The 25,699-nt window shown below is 72.0% G+C and carries 23 protein-coding genes; 10 read left to right on the forward strand and 13 right to left on the reverse strand.

Annotated features, from left to right (window positions below; translation table 11 throughout):
- Positions 1-74 precede the first annotated feature (74 nt).
- Positions 75-899 (forward strand): amidohydrolase family protein, encoded by an 825-nt coding sequence (locus tag OG408_RS37260; protein ID WP_285564524.1) that lies wholly within the window; start codon positions 75-77, stop codon positions 897-899.
- A 229-nt stretch (positions 900-1,128) separates the two neighbouring features.
- Positions 1,129-1,896, forward strand: coding sequence for a GntR family transcriptional regulator (locus OG408_RS37265; protein ID WP_285564523.1), 768 nt, complete (start codon positions 1,129-1,131; stop codon positions 1,894-1,896).
- Positions 1,897-1,961: 65 nt separating this feature from the next.
- Here OG408_RS37265 and OG408_RS37270 read toward each other — a convergent pair whose 3' ends face one another.
- The 5 genes from OG408_RS37270 to OG408_RS37290 form a co-directional block, all read right to left on the reverse strand.
- Complete coding sequence (locus OG408_RS37270; protein ID WP_326673926.1) at positions 1,962-3,947, reverse strand: right-handed parallel beta-helix repeat-containing protein; 1,986 nt, start codon at positions 3,945-3,947, stop codon at positions 1,962-1,964.
- Between the two features lie 73 nt (positions 3,948-4,020).
- Entirely contained in the window at positions 4,021-4,932 is a 912-nt protein-coding gene (locus tag OG408_RS37275; protein WP_326673927.1) for a carbohydrate ABC transporter permease, read from the reverse strand.
- Between the two features lie 9 nt (positions 4,933-4,941).
- Entirely contained in the window at positions 4,942-5,871 is a 930-nt protein-coding gene (locus OG408_RS37280; protein WP_285564520.1) for a carbohydrate ABC transporter permease, read from the reverse strand.
- Positions 5,850-7,094, reverse strand: a complete 1,245-nt coding sequence (locus OG408_RS37285; protein WP_326673929.1) for an ABC transporter substrate-binding protein — start codon at positions 7,092-7,094, stop codon at positions 5,850-5,852. The genes OG408_RS37280 and OG408_RS37285 overlap by 22 nt, the downstream gene beginning before the upstream one ends.
- 270 nt (positions 7,095-7,364) lie before the next feature.
- Entirely contained in the window at positions 7,365-8,651 is a 1,287-nt protein-coding gene (locus tag OG408_RS37290) for an alpha-L-fucosidase (protein ID WP_326673930.1), read from the reverse strand.
- Between the two features lie 109 nt (positions 8,652-8,760).
- Between OG408_RS37290 and OG408_RS37295 the strand changes: the two genes are divergently transcribed.
- Positions 8,761-9,594, forward strand: a complete 834-nt coding sequence (locus OG408_RS37295; RefSeq protein ID WP_285564517.1) for a ribonuclease activity regulator RraA — start codon at positions 8,761-8,763, stop codon at positions 9,592-9,594.
- Between the two features lie 109 nt (positions 9,595-9,703).
- Positions 9,704-10,255 carry a YciI family protein gene (locus OG408_RS37300; RefSeq protein WP_326673932.1) on the forward strand — a complete coding sequence of 184 codons (552 nt, stop codon included), beginning with the start codon at positions 9,704-9,706 and terminating at the stop codon, positions 10,253-10,255.
- Positions 10,256-10,285: 30 nt separating this feature from the next.
- On the opposite strand, the gene OG408_RS37305 is transcribed toward OG408_RS37300, so the two are convergent.
- Complete coding sequence (locus tag OG408_RS37305) at positions 10,286-10,888, reverse strand: TetR/AcrR family transcriptional regulator (RefSeq protein WP_326673933.1); 603 nt, start codon at positions 10,886-10,888, stop codon at positions 10,286-10,288.
- Between the two features lie 72 nt (positions 10,889-10,960).
- Here OG408_RS37305 and OG408_RS37310 point away from each other — a divergent pair, with 72 nt between their 5' ends.
- Positions 10,961-11,788: a class I SAM-dependent methyltransferase gene (locus OG408_RS37310; protein ID WP_326673935.1), complete on the forward strand. Its 828-nt coding sequence runs from the start codon at positions 10,961-10,963 to the stop codon at positions 11,786-11,788.
- A 19-nt stretch (positions 11,789-11,807) separates the two neighbouring features.
- Here OG408_RS37310 and OG408_RS37315 read toward each other — a convergent pair whose 3' ends face one another.
- From OG408_RS37315 to OG408_RS37325, 3 genes are all read right to left on the reverse strand, one after another.
- On the reverse strand, positions 11,808-12,368 hold the full coding sequence (locus OG408_RS37315) for a DinB family protein (protein ID WP_326673936.1): 561 nt from the start codon (positions 12,366-12,368) through the stop codon (positions 11,808-11,810).
- 65 nt (positions 12,369-12,433) lie between these two features.
- The gene (locus OG408_RS37320) at positions 12,434-13,132 is read right to left on the reverse strand and encodes a response regulator transcription factor (protein WP_326673937.1); all 699 of its coding nucleotides are present in this window, start codon (positions 13,130-13,132) and stop codon (positions 12,434-12,436) included.
- Positions 13,129-14,424 (reverse strand): sensor histidine kinase, encoded by a 1,296-nt coding sequence (locus OG408_RS37325; protein ID WP_326674648.1) that lies wholly within the window; start codon positions 14,422-14,424, stop codon positions 13,129-13,131. Before OG408_RS37325 ends, OG408_RS37320 begins: the two co-directional genes overlap by 4 nt.
- 224 nt (positions 14,425-14,648) lie before the next feature.
- On the opposite strand from OG408_RS37325, the gene OG408_RS37330 reads away from it, so the two are divergent.
- The 5 genes from OG408_RS37330 to OG408_RS37350 all read left to right on the forward strand — a co-directional run bounded on the left by OG408_RS37330 (position 14,649) and on the right by OG408_RS37350 (position 21,879).
- A complete protein-coding gene (locus tag OG408_RS37330; protein ID WP_326673939.1) occupies positions 14,649-15,356 on the forward strand; it encodes an ABC transporter ATP-binding protein in 708 nt (235 codons plus the stop codon).
- Positions 15,353-17,710, forward strand: a complete 2,358-nt coding sequence (locus OG408_RS37335; RefSeq protein WP_326673941.1) for an ABC transporter permease — start codon at positions 15,353-15,355, stop codon at positions 17,708-17,710. Before OG408_RS37330 ends, OG408_RS37335 begins: the two co-directional genes overlap by 4 nt.
- A 150-nt stretch (positions 17,711-17,860) precedes the next feature.
- On the forward strand, positions 17,861-18,763 hold the full coding sequence (locus OG408_RS37340; protein ID WP_442806155.1) for an ABC transporter ATP-binding protein: 903 nt from the start codon (positions 17,861-17,863) through the stop codon (positions 18,761-18,763).
- A gap of 6 nt (positions 18,764-18,769) precedes the next feature.
- On the forward strand, positions 18,770-19,744 hold the full coding sequence (locus tag OG408_RS37345) for an ABC transporter substrate-binding protein (RefSeq protein WP_285564509.1): 975 nt from the start codon (positions 18,770-18,772) through the stop codon (positions 19,742-19,744).
- Positions 19,741-21,879, forward strand: coding sequence for an iron ABC transporter permease (locus OG408_RS37350; protein ID WP_442806101.1), 2,139 nt, complete (start codon positions 19,741-19,743; stop codon positions 21,877-21,879). The genes OG408_RS37345 and OG408_RS37350 overlap by 4 nt, the downstream gene beginning before the upstream one ends.
- A gap of 78 nt (positions 21,880-21,957) precedes the next feature.
- Here OG408_RS37350 and OG408_RS37355 read toward each other — a convergent pair whose 3' ends face one another.
- The 4 genes from OG408_RS37355 to OG408_RS37370 form a co-directional block, all read right to left on the reverse strand.
- Positions 21,958-22,773, reverse strand: a complete 816-nt coding sequence (locus tag OG408_RS37355) for a phosphotransferase family protein (protein WP_326673944.1) — start codon at positions 22,771-22,773, stop codon at positions 21,958-21,960.
- A gap of 47 nt (positions 22,774-22,820) precedes the next feature.
- A complete protein-coding gene (locus tag OG408_RS37360) occupies positions 22,821-23,108 on the reverse strand; it encodes a DUF1905 domain-containing protein (protein WP_285564506.1) in 288 nt (95 codons plus the stop codon).
- 77 nt (positions 23,109-23,185) lie between these two features.
- Entirely contained in the window at positions 23,186-23,767 is a 582-nt protein-coding gene (locus OG408_RS37365; protein ID WP_326673945.1) for an NUDIX hydrolase, read from the reverse strand.
- 255 nt (positions 23,768-24,022) lie between these two features.
- A complete protein-coding gene (locus OG408_RS37370; protein ID WP_326673946.1) occupies positions 24,023-25,657 on the reverse strand; it encodes a family 20 glycosylhydrolase in 1,635 nt (544 codons plus the stop codon).
- Positions 25,658-25,699 lie beyond the last annotated feature (42 nt).

The following is a 25,699-nucleotide window of genomic DNA, read 5'->3' on the forward strand; positions in this document are numbered from 1 at the left end:
TTAGACTCACCGGCGGGGAGCCGACGTGTCAATACTCAGGAGCCGCCCCGCATGCTCCGAGGAGGAGGCGCACCGTGATCGACTGCCATGTCCACCTGTGGGATCCGGCACGGGGATTCCCGTGGATCAAGCCCGGCGGCGAGCATCATCAGGTCTACGGCGAGGACGAGCTGGAGCGGTCGGGCGCCGGCCTCGGCCTGACCGGGGCGGTGCTGGTGGAGGCGTCGCGCGGCGACGCGGGGGAGACGCACGCCCTGCGTGAACTGCGCCTGCGCCGCCCGGATCTGGTCGCCGGATACGTCGCCAACCTGCACGTCCACGGCGAGGACGGCCCGGACGCCTTCCGCGCCCTCCTGCACGGGATGGGCGGCTCCCGCCCGGCCGGCATGCGGCTCGGCGGCGCCACGTGGGACGACACCCCCGAACCGGCCCGGGCGCTCGTCCCCGTACTGGCCGGAGCAGGCGTGGCCCTGGAGCTCAACCTGCACCGGAGCGCCCTGCGGGCCGCGGTCGACACCGCCGCGCGGCACCCCGGGCTGACCGTCGTCGTCGACCACCTGGGCAACCCGCCGGACCTGCGCACAGCCGCGGCGGGGGAGTGGTACCGCGACATCGAGCACGCCGCCGCGAGCCCGGACGTGGTGGTGAAGATCTCCGGGCTGCTCACCCAGCAGCACGGGGTCCCGCCGCAGCAAGTCGCCCACATGGTGCGGCACGTCGTGGACGCGCTCGGCCCCGGCCGCTGCCTCATCGGCTCCGACTGGCCGATCTGTCTGCCCCGCGGCTCGCGGGCGGACTCCCTCGCGACGTCCCGCCTCGGACTGGCACATCTGACCGACCATCAGCGCGATCAGGTGCTGCGGACGACGGCGGTCCGGGTGTACGCACTCGACGGCTGACCACCCGCGTGGTTGACAGTGCTCGAACGCCCCTGATTCGATTCCCTCGATGATCGATAGGCGATGATCAGTGACCGACTCCTCCTCACCCCGGGCCGGCCCGGAGGGTGAACACGCCGGAGCTCCACCGGCCGGCCGCACAGCAGGAAACCTCGGTGCTACTCCATCGAGCGAAGTCGGGCGCGTATTATGTCGCAACTGACGTGCCCCAGTGCAGGATTGGGAATTCATGGCATCACAAGCGTCCGGTGGGTTCGTCTCCACGCTGGCCACCAACAAGGACCGGTTCCGCAAGACCCTGATCTCGGACCAGGTGTACGAACTGCTCCGCCAGGCCGTCGTCGAGGGCGATCTCGCACCGAACGACCGTGTGGTCGAGTCCGAGATCGCGCGGCGGCTCGGCGTGAGCCAGGCCCCGGTCCGCGAGGCCGTCAAGCGGCTGGCCCGTGAGGGCCTCTTCACACACGTGCCGCGCCGCGGGCACTTCGTCGTCGAGATCTCCTCGCAGGACGCCGACTACGCCCGTCAGGTGCGCGAACCGCTGGAGGGCCTCGCCGCGCGCCTTGCCGCCGAGCACATCACCCCGGAGCAGCTCGCCGAGCTCGACGCGCAGGTCGAGCGGATGCACCGGGCGGTGGCCGCGAACGACGTCAGCAGCTTCCGCGACGCCGACGTGGAGTTCCACTCCCTGGTCAGCCAGTTCGCCGGCAATCCCTTCCTGGCCCGCATGTGGGAGGTCATCGAGCCGAGTCTGCGCACCCTGCGGGCCATCTCCGACCCGCTGTTCGGCGGTGACTGGCAGGCGATGGCCGAGGAGCACGGGCGGCTCGTGAGCCTGCTGAGGACCGGCGAGCCCGACAAGGCGGCCCAGGCGTTCGCCGACCACGCCGCGGGCCGCGGGCCCGTGCCGGATGTGCGGGAGCCGGGGAAGCCGCGCAGGAAGGCCGCCGCGACGAAGCGGACGGCGGCCGCGAAGGCGTCGCCGAAGTCGAGTTGACCGGAACGGCCGTGTGCCCGGCCCGGAGTCTTCCGGGGCCGGGCACACGGCCGTCCGCGTGCGGACTAACGGCGGGCGCCCGCAGTCCACTTGGGTGCTCCGTACTGGTAGGCCCCGAGACTCGGCGCCGGATCCACGGAACCGTCGTTGATGCCCGGCAGTGCGATCGCCTGATTGCGTGCCGGTGATCCGGCGGTGAGCCGGAAGTCATGGTTCGCCGCGTCGACGAACAGCGGATCGACGGCCGGGTCGAGGTTGTCGGAGAGGACGAGCCCGCCGTCCGTCGCGCCGGCGAGACCCCGGATCGTCCCCAGGTTGTTGTAGATCTTCGTTCCGGTCGACTGCCCCGGCTCCTTCACGTAGAACAGCGTCATGCCGCCGGTGTTGTTGTAGACGCCGTTGTCGTGCGATCCGGTGCCCAGACCGTTGAGCATCACGGTGCCCTCCCGGTTGCCCCAGCCCACGTTGTTCGCGATCACGAGGTCGCTCTGGCCGTTGTCGGCGTAGATCCCCGAGATCCCGAACGTGGTCGACGTCGTGGCCGGCGCCGGGTCGTGCAGCACGTTGTGGTCGATGGCGGTGCCCATCATCCACGCGCTGCAGCAGGTGTAGATCGCGGCGACGTCCAGGCTCATCCGGGCGTACCCGGAGATGTCGTTGTAGGCGATCACGTCCTTGCCCGGGGTGAGGCCCGCCACCTCGTTCCACTGGAGGTTGATGCCGCTGCGGCCGACGCGGGAGATCGTGTTGTGCGTGACCGTCTGGCTGTTGCCCTGCACGGCGATGCCCGCCGCGTAGGTGCCCATGTAGTCGACGTCGTGGATCACGTTGTCCGTCGCGGTGTTGTTCTGTCCCCGCAGCGCGATGCCGTTCCCGGCGCTCAGCGACAGATCGCTGTTCACGACGCTGTTGTGGGTGCCGTCGAGGATGATCCCGGTGTCACCGACGCCCCGCGTCACCGTGCTGCCGCAGTCGGTCGCGCCCCGGGTGATGTCGGTGTAGTGCGACAGGTACCTGCCCTTGATGCCGTCCAGGGTGACGCCGGTGCTGGTCGGACCGGTCTTGACCGTGGTGGCGAACAGGCCGATCCCGTCGATCGTGGTGTGGCCGGTGTTCGTCAGGTCGAAGCCGAGGGTGCGGCGCTTGGCCTCGACGACGTGGCTGTCCGGGTCGTCGGCGCCGTACAGGTACAGCCGCTTGGCGGTCGCGTCGTAGAACCACTCGCCGGGGTGGGCGAGTTCGCCGATCTTCCCGGAGAGCGCGTAGCGCGTCTCGGCGGGCACGACCTTGTGGACGCACGGCGGCGCGGCGTCCAGCGTCACCGAGCCGACGGCCGAGCTCTTCACCGTGGTGGTGGCCGAGATGTACCAGTAGCCGGTGAGGGCACGCGCGCCGTCCCAGTACCCCGCCGGGCGGGTCAGGTCCGCGTCGGCGACGGTGGCGTCCGCGCTGCCCGCGCCGGCGTACTGGAGCGCGGGGTCGAGGAGATCGAGCCCGGGATAGGGCCACTGCGCCTCGATGTCCATCGTCTTGTCGGTGAACACCTGGACGGTGCTCACGTCCGCGCCGAGGTCGACGTCCGTGCTGTAGATGTGTCCGGCCGCCACCGCGTCGCTGAACTGCGAGTTCGCGGCGAACGGATCGGCCTGGGCGATCGCGGTGGCATCGGCGGCGGTGACCGGCTCGAAGCCGCCGATCCTGGAGGCGCCGCTCACCGTGACGTCCGCCCCCGGCGCGGCACGGTAGGTGATGGGGAGCGCGGCGGTGCCGGAGCGCGCCGGCACGACGGTCTCCTCGTACGTGCCGGACAGGATCAGACACGTGTCACCGGGCACCAGCACGTCGGCACACTTCTGGATGTGCCGGAACGGCGTGCCGGTGGTCTTGCCGTCGGCGGTGTCCTGGCCGGCCGGCGAGACGTAGTACGTCTGTCCCGCCAGGGGGCGGACCGGATGGGCGGCGGCGGGGTGGCCGGCCGCCACCATGGTCAGGGATGCGAGCAGGGCGGCTGCGGACCACAGTCCCGTGCGGGACGGCGGCCTCCTTCTCATCGGCACTCCGGAGTCCTTTCTCTGGGATCGGCTCGTTCTCGGACGGGGATGTCGCACCCGGGCGGCGTCCCGGTCAGCCCTTCACGGCGCCGACGGTGAGACCGCTGATGATGTGGCGCTGCATGTAGATGAAGAAGATGACGACGGGTGCGATGGCGAGCAGGAGGTTGGGGAACACCTTCGTCAGGTCGGTCGAGTACTGGCTGATGCCGGCGTAGACCGCCGTGGTGACCGTGTAGTGCCCCGACGAGGGGCTGAGCAGGATCTGCGGGGAGATGAAGTCGTTCCAGATCCCGATCGAGTTGAGGATGAGCACGGTGACGACCGCCGGGCGCATCAGGGGGAAGATGATCGACCAGAACGTCCGGTTGCGGCCCGCGCCGTCGATCGTCGCCGCATGGTCGATGTCCACCGGGATGGTGCGGATGAAGCCGACGAACAGGAAGATGCTCACCGGCAGGGTGGACGCCACATCGTGCGCGACCAGGCCGGTCACCGTGTTGGCCAGGCCGATCTCGCGCAGCACGTAGATCACCGGGATGATCACCGCGGCACCCGGGATGAACGTGCCGGCCAGGAAGTACAGCAGGACCAGCTGGGTGCGCCGCTTGAGGCTGCGCGCGATCGCGTACGCGGCGGGGCCCGCGAGCAGGATGCACAGCACGTCCACGAGAACGACGAGGAACAGCGTGAAGCCGTAACCGTGGATGACGTTGAACTGCGGGCTGTTGACCGCCGCCGACATGTGCTCGAAGGTCAGCCCGCCGAGCGGGATCGAGAACGGGTTGTCGAGGATGTCCTGCTGCGACTTGAAGGCGTTCACCACGAGCAGGTACACCGGCACGATCATGACGACGAAGAGCACCCCGAGAAGGGCCCACCGCACGGGCGAGCGGGACTCCTCCCGGTCCGCCCGCGGCGCGTCGTCCGCCTTGGCCGGCGCGGCCTTCGGCCTGTCGCGGACCTCTGCTTCCAGTACAACCACCAACGGCTCCTAACTTCCTGTCGCGGCCTGGTCCTGACGGTTGCGCAGCGCCGTCACCACGAGGGCGAACACCGCGGACACCACCATCAGGAACACCGCCTGCGCGGTCGCGTAGCCGACCTTGGTGCCCTCGAAGGACCGGGCGAGAATGAGATAGGTGAACGTCTGCGTGGACCCGGCCGGACCGCCTCCGGTGAGGCTGACCACGATGTCGTACGCCCGGATCAGCCCCACCAGGTTCAGCACCGTCGCCACGGTCACCACGGGCGCGATCATGGGGATCACGATCCGCAGGTTGATCTGCCGCTTGGAGGCGCCGTCGATCGCCGCCGCCTCCAGCAGCTCGGCCGGCACCGTCTGCAGGGCGGCGACGAACAGCACGACGTTGAAACCGAATCCGGCCCAGACGATCACGGCGATCAGCGAGATCAGCGCGAACTGCTCGTCGAAGAGGAAGCCGACCGGCTCGATCCCGAACTTGGCGAGCGTGTTGTTGATGGCGCCGTTGGTGCCGAGGATCGCCGCCCACAGATAGCCCAGGATCAGCGCGCTGATCACATGCGGGAAGTACGCGACGGCCCGGAAGAACGAGTTCGCACGCGAACGGCCCTTGAGCGCGAGCGCGTACACGAGCCCCAGGCCCACCATCAGGACCGTGCCGACCGCGGCGATCAGCGCCGTCACGTACCAGGCGTCCGACGAACTCGGGTCGTCGAAGAGGTGCTTGTAGTTGTCGAGTCCGGTGAAGGCGGCGGTGGAGAAACCGTCCCAGTCGGTGAAACTGAGGTAGACCGCGACTCCCACCGGGACGACGGTCATCACCGTGTAGAGCAGCACCGCCGGGCCCATCATCCCGAAGGAGACGGCCGACTCGCGCAGCCGCGCCCGGCGCCGTGCCCGGAGATCCGGTCCCGCGGTCAGCTCTGCGAGTTCCACCACTTGTCCAATCCGTCGGCCGCACCCGAGGCGGACGAGCCCGTGTACAGGGACTGGACCTGCTTGTTGAGCTCGTCGCTGAAGCCCGCGATCGGCTGGCTCTCACCGGACTTCACGATCACCGAGGGCGCCTTGTCCAGGATCTGCTGCACGGAGGTGCCGAGGCTGGACATCTTGTACGTGAAGCCCTCCCGCAGGTTCGCGTCGGAGGCGAGCTGGCTCCTGATGGCCGCCGGGTCGGTGGTCGCCCACTTCACGAACTTGACCGCCTCGGCCTTGTGCCGCGACTTGCCGACCACGACGTACGGGTTCGAGATGTTGCCGAACTGGCCCGACGGGTAAGCCCCGTCGGTCGGCATGGTGAACACGCCGATGTCGTCGCTCTTCTTGGCGGCGTCCGCGGCGGGCACGAAGAACGAACCCATGATGTACATCGCGGACTTGCCGTTCAGGAAGGCCGTCTGCCCGTCCGCGTAGGTGAGGCCGAGCGCGCTCTTCTCCAGGTAGCCCTTGTCTATCCAGCCCTTGTACCGCTCCAGGTAAGGCAGGTAGCCGCTCTTGGCGAAGGAGGCCTTGCCGTCGTTGCGCTTGACCGTCCACCGGGGGTCGGCGGTGAGCACCCCCGCGTCGGCCATCATCGAGAACTGCGATCCGGTGACCCACTGGCCGGCGGCCTGCAGCGGCTTGTACCCCGCGCCCTTCAAGTCGCCCATCGCCGCGGTGAACTGATCCATGGTCCGGATCTTCGAGGCGTCGAGCCCCGCCTTCTCGAAGGCGGCCTTGTTGTAGAAGACGAGCGACTGGATCTGCTCACCCACGCCGACGACGTAGCGCTTGCCGCCGACGGCGTACTGGTCGGCCAGCGGAGTCTTGGCGGTCCAGGGCTGGTCGGACAGGTCGGCGAAGAGCGAGGCGGTGTCGGCGGTCGGGACGATCTGCTGGGCGACATCCGGCGGATCGCCCGCCGCCAGGTCCTGCCGCAGCTTCGCGTCCGCCGAGATCGTGCCGGTCAGTTCGAGCTTGATGTCGACCCCGGGGTGCGCCTTCTCGTACGAGGCGAAGAGGTCGTTCCAGTACTTCTCCGTCAGGTTCGGCGTGATGTTCACGATCACGCGGAGAGTCGTGCCGTCCGAGGCCTGGCCGGACCCGCCGCCGCAGGCCACGGCCGATGCCATCAGCAGGGGGGCCACGGCGAGCCCGCAAGTACGGCGCCACTTAGTTTTCATCGGGACACGCTCCGTTGCGTAGTCGTGAATAATCGATAGCTGTTCTGCAGCCGCGTACTCCCGGTGGAGCAGCGGCAGGGGGGTGCGGGCGCAAGTGCGGATTGCCCGGCGGGTCGTGCGGTGCGGGGGGAGGCGGGGCAGGGCCCTCACCTTCAAGCCAATCGTCTATCGATTGTTGATGCTAGGGCTGGGTTCTCTCTTTCTCAAGAGTGCTGCCGCAACCTCTGGGATCCGATGACGCCGCTCAACGTGAAGGCCCCGCCCCGGGGTTCACTCCGCGCCGTCCAGTTCCAGCTCGATGACGGGGAGCAGCACGTCGGGCCGGGCGATCGGCAGGGTCAGGGTGAGGGTCCCCGCCGGCTGGCTCGGCGGCGCGAGGTTGTTGTGCTCGTGCCGCGTGCCGTCCAGCTCGCTGAACAGGATCTCCGAACCGTCGTGCAGGAGTTGGGCGTAGCGCACGCGCCCGGCCAGCCCCGGCAGGTGCAGGTGCTTCAGCGGCCAGACCGGCAGATGCAGATAGAGGCGGTTTCCGGCCTGCGTGTAGAGGCCGGCCGCGGGCGCTTCGTGGGCGCTCGGCCCCGCGCCCCGCACGGACCGCTCGTGCAGCGCCGACCAGTCGCCGATGGCCCGGAGCGTGGCGCGGGCCTGCGGGTCCAGGGCACCGCGGCCGGTGGGCCCGACGTTCAGGATGAGGTTGCCGCCGCAGGCGACGGACTGCACCAGCATCCGGACCAGCAGCGCGGGGTCCTTGTAGTCGTGGTTGTCACGGTCGTAGCCCCACGAGCCGTTGAGCGTGTGGCAGGCCTCCCAGGTCACCCGCTCGCCGGCCCGCTCCAGCGGCCGGTCGGGCTGGTACTGCTCGGGAGTGACGTAGTCCCCGGGCACGCCGAGGCGGTCGTTGACGAGGATGTCCGGCTGCAACGCCCGTACCGTGGACAGAAGGTGTTCCGCACCCCACTCCTCCGGGCCCTTCTCCGGGTACGTGAAGTCGAAGAAGAGGGTGTCGATCTTCCCGTAACCGGTGAGGAGTTCGCGGATCTGGCCCTCCATGTACGCGCGGTAGCGCGCCATGTCGCGGGGTTCCTCCTCCGCCGCGGTGCCGCGCAGGGGGTGGTGCTCGTCGATGGTGAAGTCGGGGTGGTGCCAGTCGAGCAGTGAGTAGTACAGGCCCACCCGCAGGCCCTCGGCGCGCATCGCGTCGACGAACTCACGCACCAGATCGCGGCCCGTCGCCCGCACCGAGGTGTAGTCGGTGAGCGCCGAGCCGAACAGGCAGAAGCCGTCGTGGTGCTTGGCCGTCAGCACCGCGTACCGCATCCCCGACTCCTTCGCGGCGCGCGCGAGTTGACGAGCATCGAACAGGTCGGGGTCGAAGCGGTCGAGGTAACGGTCGTACGCCTCCTGCGACATGGCCTCCCGGCTGCGTACCCACTCGTGCCGCGCCGCCATGCTGTACAGGCCGAAATGGACGAAGAGTCCGAAGCGGGCGGCCTCGAACCAGGCGGTGGAATCAGGGGATTCGGCACAATCGGCGGAATCTGTGGGGACACCGGTCACGGAGGGCTCCTGACGCATTGACAGCACTAATCGATTGGCTGTTATCTACCATCGATAGGCGATGATGTCACTGGCGTTGCGTGCGACGAGCGCGCGGAGAGGCACGTGCATGCACCCGATGGAGGAACAGACGGCGGCGCCGACGGGGGAGACCCGCACGAACGGGACGGAGGGGACCGGTGCCTACGCGTCGATGCGATCACCGGTCCACACCTCGTCCTACGTGCGGCCCACGGCGCAGATGGTGGACGCCCTGAAGGACGTGAGCGCGGCGACCGCCTGCGCGAAGCTGCATCAGATGGGCATCACCCGGACGTTCATCGACGGCCCCGTCCCGCTGCACCGCGAACCGGACGTCAAGATCACCGGCGGCGCCGTGACCCTGCAGTTCCTCCCGCAGCGGGAGGACGTCTTCAACGGCGCCGAGCAGGAGGACATCGAGAGCAAGACCCCGCTCTGGGGCGTTCTGGAGTCGATCCAGCCGGGTGACATCCTGGTCGTGGCGGCTCACGGCAGTCACTTCACCGGCTGCCTCGGCGACATGCTCGTGCGCTACTTCAAGCTGCGCGGCGGGGCCGGGATCGTGGTGGACGGCCGGGTACGGGACGCGGCCCGGGTGCGTGCGCTCGGTGTCCCCATCTGGTGCACCGGTGTCACCCCGCACTACGCCTCGCAGACCGAGCTGTTTCCGTCGGCCTTCAACGTACCGGTCGGTGTCGGCGGCTCCCTCGTCACGCCCGGCGACCTGATCGTCGCCGACGAGGACGGCGCCGTCGTCGTGCCGCAGCAGAACGCGATCCCGCTCGCCGAGGACTCCCTGCTGCACCAGGACCGGGAGGCGTTCGCGCGCCAACGCCTCGACGAGGGCGGGCTGCTCTCCGACTACTACCCGCTCACCGACCGGGGCCTCACCGAGTACCTCGCGAGCCGGGCGGCCACCTGAGTCGGGCGGCCATCTGGCCCACCGGGTCCGCGCCGACCCGGCGGGCGCCCCCGGCACGCCCACGGCGAATTCGCTCGACGGGACACCGCCCCGACGGCACCCTGTGGGGATGGAGTTCTTCTGCTACCACCGCGACCGGCCCGGATCCCTGCCCTTGCGCCACGAACTGCTGGAAGACCATTGGGCGTACATGGACGGCTATGCGAAGGAGATGATCGCCAGGGGGCCGACGCTCACCGACGACGGCTCCGAACCCACCGGCAGCGTGCACATCCTCGACCTGCCGGATCCTGCGGCCGCCCGCGCGTTCGCCTTCGATGAGCCCGGCTACCAGGCAGGCGTGTACCAGGACGTGATGCTGCGCCGGTGGCACAACGGCCTGGGGCGCACCATGTGGGAATTCGCCGGCGGGGACAGCGAGGGTGACCGCTATCTGGTGCTCGGACTCGGCATGGAGCAGGACGCCGATCTCGACGTGCCGCCGGACCGGGAGGACCTGATCGCCTTCGGTCCGCTGCTCTCCGACGACGGTTCCGTCCGGCTGGGGGCGGCGGCGCTGGTCCGGGCGCCGGACCCGGGCACCGCCCGCGCCGTGCTGACGGCGGGCCGGTACGCCGCCGTCGAGGTGCACCGCTGGCAGTTCGGCGGCCGGTCTTCCTGACCGGGGCCGGGGCGGCGGCGGGCCGGCACGTCAGACCGGCCGCCGTCGGACGGCGTCGGCCGTCGCCGCTGTCACGAACCTGTCGACGGCCGCCGCATCCGGCGGGCCGGGATCGCGGTCCGCGAACAGGAGATGGCCCCCGCCGACCAGGGAGAGGGTGAGCGAGCCGATGTCGGCGTCGGCCGCGATACGGCCCCGGTCCCGCTCGTCGGCCAGATGGTCGGAGACCGCGGTCGTCACCTCGGCGAGGATCGCGATGCCGCCGCCGGGCCGGGCCTGCCGCAGCCGGGTGCGCAGCTCGTCCCTGAACGTGATGAGCGGGATGATCGCCAGCGGAACCGGTCCGAACAGGCCGGTGAGCGCGGCGGTGAGGTTGCCCGTGACCGTTCCGGTGCCGGCGGCCTCGCGCAACACGGCGGCCCGTGCCTCGAGTTGCGCGGCCCGGTCGAGCACCAGCGCGGCCAGGAAGCCGTCGAAACCGTCGAAGTGCCGGTGCAGGACGCCCTTGGCGCAGCCCGCCTCGTCGGTGACGGCCCGGCTGGTCAGCCCGCTCGGCCCGTCGCGCAGGAGCACCTGTTCCGCGGCGTCGAACAGCTGCTGCCGCGCGTCGCGCAGATGTACTCCGGTCGGCACTGACCGATCCCTCCGTACGTTCGGGCCCTGGCGTCCGTTGCCCAGTGGGCATGTGCCCACTAGAGTGGGCGCATGCCCATACTACCGCGAGAGCAGCCGGAACAGCCGCGGGCGGAAGCGCACCGGGCGCGAGGGATGGCCGAGTCGTTCGGCGTCGACGCGCAGCGCTACGACCGGGCCCGGCCCCCGTATCCCGACGTGTTGGTGGCGCGAATCGTCGCCGCGAGTCCCGGCGCCGATGTCCTCGACGTCGGCTGCGGCACGGGCATCGCGGCCCGCCAGTTCCGGGCCGCTGGCTGCGAGGTGCTCGGGGTCGAGCCCGACGAACGCATGGCCGCCCTCGCCCGGACCCGTGGTCTGCCGGTCGAGGTGGGGACGTTCGAGGCCTGGTCACCGGCCGGGCGGACCTTCGACATGGTCGTCGCCGCGCAGTCGTGGCACTGGGTGGATCCGGCCGCGGGCGCCGCGAAGGCGGCGGACGTGCTGCGCCCGGGAGGACGGCTCGCCGTTTTCGGGCACGCCTACGAGCCGCCGCCCGAGGTGGCCGAGCCGTTCGCCGCCGCCTTCCGGAAAGCGGTGCCCGACTCGCCGTTCAAGGACCAGCCGGCCCACCGTCCGGTGGAGCTCTACGAGGCGGTCTACGCGAAGGTCGGCGCAACGATGCGTGAGGCGGGGCGTTTCGACGTACCCGAGCAGTGGCGGTTCGACTGGGAGCGCACCTACACGCGTGACCAGTGGCTGGACCTGCTGCCGACGACCGGGGGTCTCACACAGCTGGCTCCCGACCGGCTCGCGGGGATACTCGACGCGGTCGGACGGGCCATCGACTCCCTCGGCGGCCGCTTCACGATGCACTTCACCACCCTGGTGGCGACCGCCGTACGCACCGGCACCAGCTGATCCGTCCCCGGGGCGGGGGCTACTGGCCCACCCGTCCGTCGACGCACTCGCGCAGCAGGTCGGCGTGCCCGCAGTGACGGGCGTACTCGTCGATCCTGTGCACCATCAGCTCCCGGAGCGCGATCCCGTCCTTCCCCAGCCGCTCACCCAGATCGGGGTGCCCGGCCAGCGCGGTGTCGAGCGCGGCCTGCTCCCGCGCCAGATCGGCGTAGGCACCGTCGACCACGGCCTGATCGGCGACCGCGCCGTCGAAGTCCGCGTCGTGTGCGCCGTACAGCTTCGGCAGCGGATCACCGTCGCTGATCCAGTTGCGCCAGTCCCGCTCGACCTCGGCGAGATGACGCACGAGGCCCAGGAGCGACATGGTCGACGGCGGAACCGAACGCCGGGCCAGCTGTTCCGGATCCAGGCCCTCGCACTTCATGCGCAGGGTCAGTCGGTAGTCCGAGAGGAAGTCCTGCAGGGTCGCGAGCTCGCCCTCCGCATTCCCGCCCTCGCTGTTGCGGGGGTCGTCGTCCGGGTCCGCCCACATGTCCGGGTAGACGGTGGACCTGGTCCATCGTTCGGGTTGATCACTCATCCGCCCATCGTCGTCCGCGCGGAACCCGGTCCGCCAGTGGTTTTCCCCGGCCCGGACAGCCGTTGCTACGCCTGCTCGGCTGACCGCCCTGCGTCCTCGTGCCCACCGGCGCTTACCAGCCCCGTCTCGTAGGCCACGATGACCGCCTGGACCCGGTCACGGAGACCGAGCTTGGCGAGGATGCGGGCGACGTGCGTCTTGACGGTCGTCTCGGCCAGGTGGAGGCGGGCGGCGAGTTCGGCGTTGCTCAGCCCCTGGGCCAGCAGGCCGAGGACCTCCAGTTCGCGCGGGGTGAGCGCGGCCAGGTCGCGGTGGAGGGCGGCCGCGTCGCCGCCGCGCCGGGCGAACCGCTGCACGAGCCGGCGGGTGATGGCGGGCGCGAGCAGGGCGTCACCGGTCCGGACCGTGCGGACGGCCGAGGCCAGGTGCTCGGGCGTGACGTCCTTGAGGAGGAAGCCGCTGGCCCCGGCGGACAGTGCCGCGTACACGTACCGGTCGAGGTCGAAGGTGGTCAGGATGATGACGCGGGGTTCGCCCGGGGCGCCGGTCAGGATGCGGCGGGTGGCCTCCAGGCCGTCCATCTCGGGCATCCGGACATCCATCAGGATCACGTCGGGCCGGGTGCGCCGGGCCGCCTCGACCGCTTCGGCCCCGTTGACCGCCTCGGCGACGACGGCGATGCCGTCGGCACCGAGAATCATCCGGAATCCGGTGCGGACCAGGGTCTGGTCGTCGGCGAGGAGCACCCGCAGGGGCTCGGTCACGGTGCCTCCAGGGGGATCAGCGCTTCCACACGGTAGCCGCCGGTCAGCCGCCGGGCGGTGTGCAGGGTCCCGTCGTAGACGGCGAGACGCTCCCGCAGTCCGATCAGGCCCCGGCCGTTGCCGGAGCCCGCGTCCCGCCCCGGCCGTCCACCGGTATCGGTGACCTCCACCCGGAGCCGCTCCGGGCCGTACTCGACGGTCACGGCGGCAGTGGCGCCCGAGGCGTGTTTCACCGTGTTGGTGAGGGCTTCCTGCACCACGCGGTAGGCGGCGAGCCCGATACCGGGCGGGATCTCGCGGGACGGGCCGGTCACGGTCAGCCCGACCGGCAGCCCGGCGTCCCTGACCCGCCCGACGAGCGCGTCCAACTGGTCCAGCCCGGGCTGCGGGGCCAGCTCCACGCCCGCCGGCTGCCCGCTCCCGTCGTCCGGCGCGCCCTCGCCGGCCATCGTCAGCAGCCCCATCACGTGCCGCAGTTCGGTCATGGCCGCCCGGCCGCCCGCCTCGACGGCGAGCAGCGCCTCGCCGGCCTGCTCCGGGGCGGTCCGCATGACCTTGCGGGCGGCCCCCGCCTGAATGACCATCACGCTGACGTTGTGCGTGACGACGTCGTGCAGTTCGCGCGCGATCCGCGCACGCTCGCGCTCGACCGCCCGGCGCAGGGCCTCGGCCTGTTCGCGCTCCAGATCGGACAGCCGGGCCCGGCCCTCGTCGGTCCGGAGCTTCCAGGTGCGCAGCCCCAGGGAGGCCCCCGCCATCGGGACCAGGATCAGCAGGGCGATGTACTCGTTGGGGACGATCGGTGTCACCGAGTTCCCCGAGGTGCCGACGAGCAGCACCGACACGGGCAGCGCCGCCAGGGTCGCCGCCCGGTAGGGGCTGTGGACGGCGGCGCTGTAGACGGCGATCACGAAGGCGTAGAAGGTCAGCCGCATCACGCTGTGCGGTGTCATCAGCACCGCGGCGGTCACGACGCACAGCACGGCGAGCGGGAAGCGGCGGCGCAGCGCGAGCGCCCCCGAGGCGATGGCCGCGAGCGTGACCATGAGGGCCAGGCCCCCGGTTCCGGCCGGGCGCGCCACCACGTACTCCACGCCGGGCGCGATCTCCCGCACCACGACGTTGTCCGCGTTGTCGATGCCGTAGTAGACGGTCGTGACCCCGAGCACCAGCGCCACCAGCGCGTCGAACCGCACGGCGCGGCGGCCGGGCCGCAGTGGTGGACCGGTGGGGAGCCCGACGTCGCGCAGCGCCTCACGGGCGGGCACCCAGAGCCGCTCCAGCGCCGTCATCACGTTCATCACCGGATCATTCTCGCCGCCCCCCGGTCCGGGGGAGTCCGTCTCAGCGGTCGTTCCCGCCGCCGCCCGTACATCGGGCGCCTACATCGCAGGGATGACGTTTCGCCGGGTCGTTCCGCTGCGGTACGGCGAAGGGTCCGGGCGGCCGACGCGCGAAGACCGGGCGCGCTCCTAGCGTTCGGCGGGTCCGATGCCCGCACTGAAGGAGACCGCTCATGACCACGCCGGTGATCGAACTGTGCGAGGTGAGCCGCCGTTACGACGACGGCCCGCCCGCCCTGCACGAGGCGTCCCTGACCGTGCGGCCGGGTGAGGCGGTCGCGATCCTCGGCCCTTCCGGCAGCGGCAAGTCCACACTGCTCAACCTGATCGCGGGTCTCGACCGGCCCGATACGGGGACCGTCACCGTGGACGGGGTGCGGGTGGACCGGCTGGGCGAGGGCGGATCGGCGCTCTACCGGCGCTCGAAGATCGGCATGGTCTTCCAGTTCTTCAACCTGCTCGACGATCTGACCGTCATCGACAACGTCGTCCTGCCCGCACGGCTCGCGGGAACCGCACGCGGTCCGGCGGTCCGCCGGGCGGAGGAACTCCTGGACACCCTCGGCATCGGCCGGCACGCCCGCGCCCACCCGGGCCGGCTGTCCGGCGGCGAGCGGCAACGCGTCGCCGTGGCAAGGGCGTTGATGAACAAGCCGCCGCTGCTCCTGGCCGACGAGCCGACCGGGGCCCTGGACACGGCCGCGGGACAGGACGTCAGCAGGCTGCTCAGGGACCTCAACGCCGAGGGGCAGACCATCGTCGTGGTCACCCACGACCTGGCACTGGCCCGGTCGTGCACCGACCGCACGGTCCGCATCGCCGACGGCCGGATCACCGAGGACGTCCGGTCCTGCGCCGTCACCCCTGAGGCCGTCCGATGAGCGGGCTCGGTGGGGTGGTGCGCTCGGGGGTGGGGCGTCGCCGGGTGCAGACGCTGGTGATCGGGCTCGCCACGATGATGGCGGTGGCCGCCTCCGTCCTCGGCGGATCGCTGCTGGTGGTCTCCGCTGCGCCCTTCGACGACGCCTTCGCCCGGCGGCACGGCGCGCACCTGTCCGTGCAGTTCGACGCGGGCCGGGTGAGTGCGGGTCAGCTGGCGGAGTCCCGGGAGGCCGCGGGGGTGAGCGGCGCGGCCGGGCCGTTCCGTACGGCGACGGTCGTCCCGAAGGCGGACGCGGCGGGTCCCGGGTGGCCGATGACCGTGGCCGGCCGGAGCGGCCCCGGGCGGGACCTGGACGAGGTGACCCTGCTCGACGGGCGGTGGGCCGGGCGCCCCGGCGAGATCGTGCTGTCCGCCGACTCCTCGCTCATCCCCACCCCGGGCCGTCAGGTCGTCTTCCCCGCGCTGCCGGGCGACCCGGCGCTGACGGTGGTCGGGGTGGCCCGTTCGGTCACGCGGACCGCCGATGCCTGGGTGGTCCCTTCCCAGATGCCGGCGCTCACCGCGCCGGGCGGCGGCGGATTCCAGATGCTCTACCGGTTCACCTCCGCGGGCTCCGCCGCGGGGATCGCCGCCGGGCGCAAGGCCGTGACGGAGTCCCTGCCCCCCGGAGCAGCGACCGGCGAACAGTCCTGGCTGACCGTCAGGAAGACGGCCGAGCGCGACACTTCCCTCTACGTCCCGTTCCTCGTCGCGTTCGGTGCGCTGGGCCTGGTCATGTCGGTGCTCGTCGTCGGCAACATCGTCGCGTCGGCCGTCGGTACGGGAACGCGCCGGATCGGCATCCTCAAGGCCGTCGGGTTCACTCCGGCCCAGGTCGTGCGGGCGTACGTCGGCCAGGCGCTGATCCCGGCCACGGCCGGTACGGCACTCGGTGTGCCGGCCGGCCATCTGCTCGCCGTCCCCGTGCTGGCCGAGACCGGGGAGCTGTACGGCACGTCGTCCCTGACGGTCGTCCCGTGGGTCGACCTGACGGTGATCGCGGGGGTGCTCGGCCTGGTGGCGGTGACCGCGTGGGCGAGCGCCTGGCGGGCCGGCCGGCTGCGTACGGTCGACGCGCTCGCCGTCGGACGTTCCGCGTCGGCGGGGCGCGGTCGCCGGGCGGCCCGCCTGGCCGGCCGGCTGCCGTTGCCGCAGCCGGTCGCCCTGGGCCTGGCCCGGCCCTTCGAGAGGCCCGCCCGCGCCCTGGCGATGGGTGCGGCGGTGCTGTTCGGCACCGTCGCCGTCACGTTCACCGTGGGCATGAGCGCCTCGCTCGGCGAGGTGATGAAGGCCAAGGCCCACGACGCCGCCGATGTCACCGTGGCGGCGCCCCTGCCGGAGTCCGGCCCCGGGGGACCGGTTCCCGCGAAGGGGCCCCGGGCCGAACCCGCCGAGGTCGACGCGGCGATCGGGGCCGCCGCCGGCACGCGCAGGCACTACAGCGCCTCGACGGTACGGGCGGCCGTGTCCGGGCTGACCGGCACCATCGACGTGACCGCCTTCACCGGCGACGCCTCCTGGGGCGGCTACACGATGGTCTCGGGACGCTGGATCGACGGGCCCGGCGAGGCCGTGGTCCCGACGCCCTTCCTGGCCGCGACCGGCACCCGTATCGGCGACACCGTCGCTCTCACCGGCCTCGGCGAACCGGCCGGACCGGCCACGGTCCGGATCGTCGGCGAACTCCTCGACCCCCGCAACGACGGCATGCGGGTGTTCACCGACGCCGCGAGCCTCCCCACCGCACTTCCGCGTACGGCTGAGACGAGCCATCACATCGCGGTCGTGCCGGGCACCGACATCACCGGTTACGTCGACGCGCTGAACAAGGACCTGACGCCGCTGGGGGTCAGTGCGCGGGCGGGCGGGCCAGACAGGGGCAGCGACATGGTCGTCACGCTCAACGCGCTCGCCGGGGTCCTCACCCTGATGCTCGTCGCCGTGGCGGCGCTCGGTGTCCTCAACGGTGTGCTGCTCGACACCCGCGAGCGCGTCCGGGAGATCGGTGTGCACAAGGCGCTCGGCATGACGCCCCGCCAGACCGTCGCGATGGTCCTGACCTCGGTCGCCCTGACAGGGCTCGTCGCGGGTGCGCTGGGTGTGCCGCTCGGGGTGGCCCTGCACGGGTGGGTCATGCCCGCGATGGGCGAGGGCGCCGGGCTCCGCCTCCCCGCCTCCGTCATCGCCGTCTACCACGCGGCCCTGCTGCTCCCGCTCGCACTCGGCGGCCTGCTCATCGCCACCCTGGGCGCGCTCCTGCCCGCCGGCTGGGCGGCGAGGGCCCGCACCGCCACGGCCCTGCGCACCGAGTAGCAGCCGGTCCGCGCCGACCCGCGCGCTGACCCCGAGTCCGGCTGACCGCCGCCTCGGGGCAGCGCGCGACCCGCAGTGAACCGGCCATCGACCTGCGAGGGTGGCCGGTTTTCATTCATGGTTAGGTTAGGCTAACCTCGCCCCGTGATCGTGACTCCACTCGACCGAGAAGACACCCCACCGCGTGGCCGCGCCGTGGCCGAACCCGGCGTGCCCGCCGGGGACTCCGCCGCCCGGTCCGGGCTCGCCGCGACGGACCTCACGGTCGCCTACGACGGCACCGACGTCGTGCACCAGGCCGACCTGCGGCTGCCGCGCGGCCAGGTCACCGCACTGATCGGCCCGAACGGCAGCGGGAAGTCGACCCTGTTGCGTGCCGTCGCCCGCCTGCACCGGGCCCGTACCGGCAGCATCACCCTGGAGGAGGGCGACGGCGGTCCCGTCGACGCCCTCGCCCTCTCACGTACCGACTTCGCCCGGCGCATCACACTCCTCGCACAGAGCCGCGCGACCCCTGCCGGTCTCAGCGTCCGCGAGGTGGTGGCCTTCGGACGCCACCCCTACCGCAGCCGGCTGCGCGGCAGCGACCCGGACGGGGCGCGGCTCGTCGAGCACGCCCTCGCCGTCACGAACGTCACCGAGCTCGCCGACCGAGGCGTCGAAAGCCTCTCCGGCGGCCAGTTGCAGCGCGTCTGGTTCGCCTGCTGCCTGGCCCAGGACACCGAGGTGCTGCTGCTCGACGAGCCCACGACCTATCTCGACCTGCGCTACCAGGTGGAGATCCTGGACCTCGTCCGGGACCTCGCCGACACCCATGGCGTGACCATCGGGGTCGTTCTGCACGACCTGGACCAGGCGGCCGCGGTGGCGGACCGGATCGTCCTGCTCTCCGCGGGCCGCGTCGCCGCCGCGGGCACCCCCGCCCAGGTGTACGACCCCGCACTGCTCACCGACACCTACGGCATCCGCATCGAGGTCGAGACCGACCTCGCCACCGGCACCCCCCGCACCCGTGCGGTGGGACGACACCACCTCCGGCTCGAAAGGCCCTGAACAACCATGACGACCAAGCACTGGGCATGGCCCGCGATCGCGGCGGCCACGGCGGTCACCCTCGTCGGCTGCGGCACCTCCGAGGCACCCGAGAAGGAGACGGTCGCGGACTCCACGCTGACCGTCACCGACTCGCGCGGCCAGAAGGTGAAGCTCGACGGGCCCGCCAAGCGCGTCGTCGGCACCGAATGGAACGTCGTCGAATCGCTCATCACCCTGGGCGTCGACCCGGTCGGCGTCGCCGACGTGAAGGGCTACAACGCCTACGACACCGCGGCCCCGCTGCCCAAGGGCGTCACGGACATAGGCACCCGCGGCGAACCCAGCGTCGACACGGTCGCCGGCCTCAAGCCCGACCTGATCGTCGCCACGGACGACCTGAGCGGCTCCGCCATCAAGCAACTCTCCAAGGTGGCCCCCCTCATCGTGGTGAAGGCGGCCGACGCGAGCCGTCAGATCGACCGGATGACCGACAACGTGAACCTCATCGCCGAGGCCACCGGCACCCAGGACAAGGCCAGGACCGAGATCGCCTCCTTCCGGAAGAAGCTCGCCGACGGCAGGAAGGAGATCGCCGCCGCCGGACTCGCCGGCGAGAAGGTCGCCTTCGCCGACGGCTGGAAGGAGGGCAGCCAGGTCTCGGTGCGCCCGTTCGTCAAGGGATCGCTGCTCACCGACGTCAACACCGAACTCGGCCTGGTCAGCCCGTGGACGATGAAGGGGGACAAGGCCTACGGGCTGGCGGCCACCGACGTCGAGGGCCTCACCAGGATCGGCGACTCCTCGTTCGTCTACATCGCCAACGACTCCGACGGCGGCGACCCGTTCGCCGACGGACTGAAGGACAACGCGGTCTGGAAGTCGCTCCCCTTCGTGAAGAAGGGCGACGTCCACCGGCTCCCCGACGGCGTCTGGATGTTCGGCGGCACGGCCTCGATGAGGCAGTACGTCGACGCGGTCGTGGACGCACTGACCAAGTGAACGTGAGCACCCGTACGGCGAAGGCCGCACCCGTGTCACCGGCCGGCCCGGCGGAGTCCTCGCACTCCGCCGCGGCCGCCCGGCCGGCCCGGCGCGGCAGTCTGCCCCTCATGGCACTCGGCGCTCTCCTGGCCCTGCTCGTCCTGACGGCCGTGCACATCAGCCAGGGCACGGCGACCGTCGGACCGCACTCCCTCTGGCGGGCCTTCGCCGCACAACTGCCGGGCGGCGACGACGGACCGGCCCAGGCCGACGCCGTCCTCGTCGCGTCCCGGCTGCCGCGTCTCGCCGCGGGACTGGTCGTCGGCTGCACCCTCGGCGCCGCGGGCGCCGCACTGCAGTCCGTTTCCCGCAACGTGCTGGCGTCGCCCGACACGCTCGCCGTCGACGCCGGCGCCTACCTCGCGGTCGTCGCCGTCGCCGCGTTCGGCATCACCCTGCCGCCCCTCATGGCGGGCAGCACGGCCCTGATCGGCGGACTCCTCGCCGCCGCCGTCGTCCTGGGACTCGCCCGGGCCGGAGCGGGCCCGACCCGGCTCGTCCTCGCCGGCTCCGCGCTCACCCTCGGACTCAGCGGCCTGAGCCAGATGCTCCTCCTCCTGCGTGCCCAGCAGACGACCGGTCTCTACGCCTGGGGCAACGGCTCACTGGCACAGATCGGCATGCAGACGATCAACCCCCTCGCCCCGGTCGCCCTGGTGGCACTCGCCGGGCTGATCGTGCTCGGCCGACGGCTGGACATCCTCGCCCTCGGCGACGACAACGCCGCCGTGGTCGGCGTCAGCCCCCGCGTCACCCGGGCGGTCACGGTCGTCCTCGCCGTCGTCCTCGCGGCCGTCTCCGTCACCGTCGCCGGTCCCATCGGCTTCGTCGGACTGTGCGCACCGGCCATCGTGCGCCTGCTCGGCGCCCGGGTGCCCGCGCTGCTGCGCCACCGCGTGTTCGTGCCCGCCTCTTCGGTGGCCGGCGTGTTCGTCGTGCTCGGCGCCGATGTGCTGCTGCGCGCGCTCTTCGGCGGCCAGGCGGGCGCCGCCGTACCGACCGGCATCGTCACCAGCTTCTTCGGCGCGGTCGTCCTCGTCGCCCTCGCCTACCGCTCCCACGACGTGGGGGACAGCGGCCCCGCGGCGGCCTTCGTCCGCCTCCGCAGCCGCCGGGCCTTCGTCGTCACCCTCGTGGTGCTCGGCGCCGCTCTCGCCGCGACCGTCGTCGCCTCGGCACTCCTGGGCGACGCGCCGCTGCTGCTCGGGGACGTGGTCAACTGGCTCACCGGACGCTCCGGACGGTTCGTCACCTACGTCCTGGACAGCCGGATGCCGCGGATCGCGGCCGCGCTGCTGGCCGGGGCCGCGCTCGCGGTCGCGGGAACCGTGGTGCAGGCGGTCTCGCGCAACCCCCTTGCCGAACCCGGCATTCTCGGGGTCGTCGGGGGAGCGGGAGCGGGCGCCGTCATCACGCTGACGGCCGTACCGCTCGCGAGCTACTGGGCGGTCAGCGGTTCCGCCCTGGCCGGAGCGGCGGGCGCCGCCGCGCTCGTCTTCGGCCTCGCCGCCCGGCGCGGACTGGAGCAGAACCGGCTGGTGCTGATCGGCATCGGCGTGTCGGCGGGCGCCGCGGCGTTCGTCAGCCTCCTCATCGTGCTGACCGACCCGTTCAACGGCACGAAGGCACTGGCCTGGCTCGCCGGATCGACGTACGGGCGCACCTTCCCGGAGACCCTTCCCGTACTCGCCGCACTGGTCGTCGCCCTGCCGGTGCTCGCGGCCCGGCGCCGCGAACTCGACCTCATCGGGCTGGACGCCGACACCCCGCGCCTGCTCGGAATCCGGCTCGGCACGAACCGGCTCGGCCTGCTCGCCATCGCCGTCGTGCTCACCGCCACCGCGGTGTCGGCGGTCGGGGTCATCGGCTTCGTCGGACTCGTGGCGCCGCACGCCGCGCGAGCCCTGGTGGGCCAGCGCCACGGGCGGGTCCTGCCGGTGGCCGCTCTGCTGGGGTCCCTGCTGGTCGTCGTCGCGGACACCATCGGCCGTACGGTCATCGCGCCCACACAGATTCCGGTGGGCGTGGGGACTGCCGTGGTCGGGGCCCCGTACTTCGCCTGGCTGCTCTGGCGGTCCAAGGCGGAGAGGTAGGGCGGGGCCACCCGACTCCCTCGGCCGGCCGCTCCCGGCGTCCGGCCGAGGCGCGTCCGGCACCGGTGCCGGACGCCCTCAGTCCAGCAAGGCGGCGGTGAACACCTCGCGTTGCGCGGCCAGCCACTCCTGCCTGCGGTCCCAGCGGCGCATGCCACCCCGCTCGGCCAGCGCCCGGACGTAGACCGGGTCACCGTCGGCGACCCGGCCGACGACGAACGCCCGGCAGGACGCGGTGGCCTCCTCGATGACCCCGGGCAGTTCGGCGCGCTCCCGCCGGGAGAGGCCGTAGCTGTCGGCGAGGATCCGCAGCCGCCCCGCCGTGTCGAGCCCCGCGGGATACTGGGCCGCCGTGGACTCGGGATCCCGCACCGGAACCCAGTACAGCGCCGTCATGGCGACGTCCCACACGGGGCGGCCGGGAGCCGCCAGGTCGAAGTCGATCAGGGCCGTCGCCCGGCCGTCACGGAAGACGACGTTCTCCGGGCACACGTCGTTGTGGCAGAGGACCGTGCCTCCCGCCGGGTCGGACAGGGCCCGCGGCCAGTCGGCGAGGGTGTCGACCGGGACGGCCGCCGACACGTCGTGCAGACGCCGCAGCAGCCTGCCCACCGACCGCAGTGCGGCCTCCGTCATCACCCACTCCGGAAACGGCGGCAGCGCCACGTCGCCGGGGAGGTACGTCAGTTGCTCGCGGCCGTCCTCGGTGAGCCCGACCGGAACCGGGGCCGCGTCGAAGCCCCGCTCACGCAGTGCGATGAGGTGGGCGTGGAGGGCGCGCGCGGTGCGCGGCGCCGGACGTTCCACCAGGTCACCGCGGCGGAAGACCGCCCCCGCGTTCATCATGCCGCCGGTCAGCTCTTCACCTGGTGGCGTATCACCCTCGCTCGTCATGCCCGTCACGCTACCGGCGCCACGGGTGCGGCCCCGGGGCGGTGTGCTCAGAGGCGGACGGTCAGCCGCACGGCCACGTCGTCGCCGGCGGCGAGGTTCTGCGGCTTGCGCACCGCGTTCTTGAGCGGCAGCAGATAGCCGCCGTCCCTGGGGAAGAGCGAGGTGGTGAAGGCCGTCCCGCCGATCTCGGCGTCGACCGGGACCGCTCCCCAGCCGTACGTGGCCAGCGCGGCCACCTCACGGATGTCGGCGGCCTGTTCCTCGGGCACGGCGGCGAAGTAGAACGGCGAGGGACCGCGCCATTCCACGACGCGGCCGGTGAAGACAACCTGCATGGGATCGTTCCGCTCAGCGAGAAGGGCCGGACCCCGGGCAGCGTACCCTGGCCGCCGCCGGCCGCGGCCTCCCGGTGTCAGTCGTCCCAGTCCCACGCGCCGACGTACGCGGCCGTGCCGGTCCGGCGGGCCTCCGCGACCGCCTCCAGCCGGGCGAAGTCCCTCGGTGACATGAGCGCCCGCCACTCGGGCAGCGGCAGCACGCGTGCGTCGTCGTGCTCGGCCGGGTCCAGGGTCAGGGCGCTGATCTGCCCGGCGGTGAGCCGGCCGCCGTCGAAGACGAAGCCGATGGTCGCGTAGGGCCACTCCGCGCCCGGCTGGCCGAAGACCGTCGCCAGGAGCCGGGCGGGGCCCTCGAAGTCCATCCCGGTCTCCTCCCGGCACTCCCGCAGGGCCGTCTCCCACGGTCGCTCGCCCGGGTCCATCGTTCCCCCGACCAACTGCCACACATGGGTACGGGAGTACACCGCCTTCAACTGCAGCGGACGGTCCTGCTCGTCGGTGAAGTACAGGCAGGCGAACGCGGTCGCCTTCAGCACGGTCTCGGCGTACTCCTCCGGCGGCAGCCATTCCGGGCTCGCCGGCCGGTCCTCGCGTCCTGCCGGTGGCCGGTTCCCGCGCGGGAGCGTGCGGGACTGCGAGTGAACCGGGGGAGTCATCAAGGCGCTCCGATCGTCGGGAGGGAACGCGGACGTGCCGGAGCCCGTACGGGCACAGGGGCACAAGACACCACGTCGTCCTCCGGGAGGGTCCGGGCAGGGGCTGCCGACGCCCTGAGAACGGCCCCGGGAAGTGCCGGTAACGGCCCGTGCGGGAGGAGTTGGGGAACGGGTGTTCCAGACCCCGGTGTTCGGGACCGCCAACGGCCTGGACCGCGGGCGTCCGGGACCCGATGCCGCCCTCCCGGTGCCGGATCAGCCGCGGTCCTGCCGGTCGTCCCCCTCCCAGGGCACCTCGGTGCCCGGCAGGTACGCCAGTCCCCGCTGCGTCCAGAGCCGTCCGTGGCGGGCGAGGCGCTCGCGGTACTCCGTCCACTGCGGAGCGCGTCCGCACCAGGCGGCTTCCGCCACGGACGCGAGGCGGGGAAGCAGCAGGACGGTGACGTCCTCGAAGCCCTTGAACCGCTCGGCGAACACGGTGGCTTCCACCCCCGCGACGGACGCGTCGGGGACCGGGTACGCGGACGGATCCCACGACGCCGTGTGCCGGATGCTCCGGGGGCGGTAGGCGGTGAAGCCGAGCCGGCCGGCCGTCCCGGCCTGCTCGGGCGGTACGGACTCGGCGGCGTACGGCCGGTCCAGGTACAGATGGGACTGGGGCGACAGCAGAATCCGCCCGCCCGCTTCGACGACCCGCTCGACGTCCTGGTCCGTGGGGGCGAAGAACGACTTGAGCGCCCCGACGATCTCCGGGGTCATGCCCGCGGTCGCGAGCTCGGGACGGCCGGCGAGCTCCTCGGAGGTGTCGGGCAGGTCCATCATCGGCACGTCCACCCAGTGCTGGGCGATGTCCCGCGGCTCGATCCCGGCGCGGGACGACTCCTGCCAGCCGACCGGACGCTTGCCGAACGCGCGGACGATCGCGCGCAGTTCGCGTACGGACGCGGCGAAGCTCTCGGGCGTCGCGCCGAACGCCTCGTCGGCGCCGATGTGGACGTGGGGCCCGGTGGTCAGTTCGCAGACCTCGGCGAGGATCCGGGTGACCGCCGCGTGGGTGGCCTCGTCGGTCAGGTCCAGCGGCGGGACGAAGGGGAAGCGCTCCTTGAGGCCGGCCGGGGCCGGTGCCTCGCGCAGCCCCGGTACGGCCTCGCGGAGGGTGCGGCAGTGGCCCGGCAGGTCGATCTCGGGGACGACGGTGACGAAGCGCCGGGCCGCGTACTCCTGGAGGGACCGGTAGTCGGCCACGGTGTAGAAGTCCCGCGCCCGACCGTCCGCTCCGGGCTCCGTCAGCCGGGGCGTGCCCGGGAGTTCGATGCGCCAGCCCTCGTTGTCGGTGAGGTGCAGGTGCAGCACGTTGAGCTTGTAGAGCGCGGCGAGGTCGATGATCCGGCGCAGTTCGTCCGGGGTGAGGAAGGTGCGGGCCGGGTCCACCATGAGGCCGCGCCAGGCGTACCGCGGGGCGTCCGCCACTTCCTGGAAGGGGAGTTCGCCCGTCCCGTGGGCCGTGGCGATCAGCTGCGCGGCGGTGGTACCGGCCCGGAAGGCCCCTTCCGCCGTGCGGGCCAGGCAGGTGATGCCGTCGGCGGTGACCCGGAGCCGGTACGCCTCGTCGGCCGGGTGAGCGCCGCCCGCCGGGTCCACCCCCAGCGTCGTCCGGGGGGCCGCCCGGGGCAGGTCGTCGAGGGCGAGCGTCAGCGTGGGAACCCCGGTGTGACGCGTCCCGGCCGGCACCAGGCGGTCGGACAGGTGCGGGGCGAGCAGTGCGCGCAGGGTGTCGGCGACCTGTTCCAGGGCCGGGTCACCCGCCACCACCTGCCAGCGGCCCGAGGCCACGAGTACTCCGCCGGCGGCCGGCGGCGCGGGATCGGCGTGGGGGATGACGGCGTTCATGGGACTTCTCCCTCTGTGCGGGTGGATCCAGGGGGCCGGAGC

This window comes from Streptomyces sp. NBC_01257 (assembly GCF_035917255.1).
Lineage (GTDB): Bacteria > Actinomycetota > Actinomycetes > Streptomycetales > Streptomycetaceae > Streptomyces.

Excerpts from the sequence above, each read along its gene's own strand:
- OG408_RS37330 (WP_326673939.1), top strand. The coding sequence starts at position 14,649 with ATGACCACGCCGGTGATCGAACTGTGCGAGGTGAGCCGCCGTTACGAC.
- OG408_RS37265 (WP_285564523.1), top strand. The coding sequence starts at position 1,129 with ATGGCATCACAAGCGTCCGGTGGGTTCGTCTCCACGCTGGCCACCAAC.
- OG408_RS37370 (WP_326673946.1), bottom strand. The coding sequence starts at position 25,657 with ATGAACGCCGTCATCCCCCACGCCGATCCCGCGCCGCCGGCCGCCGGC.
- OG408_RS37295 (WP_285564517.1), top strand. The coding sequence starts at position 8,761 with ATGCACCCGATGGAGGAACAGACGGCGGCGCCGACGGGGGAGACCCGC.
- OG408_RS37270 (WP_326673926.1), bottom strand. The coding sequence starts at position 3,947 with ATGAGAAGGAGGCCGCCGTCCCGCACGGGACTGTGGTCCGCAGCCGCC.
- OG408_RS37335 (WP_326673941.1), top strand. The coding sequence starts at position 15,353 with ATGAGCGGGCTCGGTGGGGTGGTGCGCTCGGGGGTGGGGCGTCGCCGG.
- OG408_RS37285 (WP_326673929.1), bottom strand. The coding sequence starts at position 7,094 with ATGAAAACTAAGTGGCGCCGTACTTGCGGGCTCGCCGTGGCCCCCCTG.
- OG408_RS37315 (WP_326673936.1), bottom strand. The coding sequence starts at position 12,368 with ATGAGTGATCAACCCGAACGATGGACCAGGTCCACCGTCTACCCGGAC.
- OG408_RS37360 (WP_285564506.1), bottom strand. The coding sequence starts at position 23,108 with ATGCAGGTTGTCTTCACCGGCCGCGTCGTGGAATGGCGCGGTCCCTCG.
- OG408_RS37325 (WP_326674648.1), bottom strand. The coding sequence starts at position 14,424 with ATGACGGCGCTGGAGCGGCTCTGGGTGCCCGCCCGTGAGGCGCTGCGC.
- OG408_RS37345 (WP_285564509.1), top strand. The coding sequence starts at position 18,770 with ATGACGACCAAGCACTGGGCATGGCCCGCGATCGCGGCGGCCACGGCG.
- OG408_RS37355 (WP_326673944.1), bottom strand. The coding sequence starts at position 22,773 with ATGACGAGCGAGGGTGATACGCCACCAGGTGAAGAGCTGACCGGCGGC.
- OG408_RS37365 (WP_326673945.1), bottom strand. The coding sequence starts at position 23,767 with ATGACTCCCCCGGTTCACTCGCAGTCCCGCACGCTCCCGCGCGGGAAC.
- OG408_RS37300 (WP_326673932.1), top strand. The coding sequence starts at position 9,704 with ATGGAGTTCTTCTGCTACCACCGCGACCGGCCCGGATCCCTGCCCTTG.
- OG408_RS37310 (WP_326673935.1), top strand. The coding sequence starts at position 10,961 with ATGCCCATACTACCGCGAGAGCAGCCGGAACAGCCGCGGGCGGAAGCG.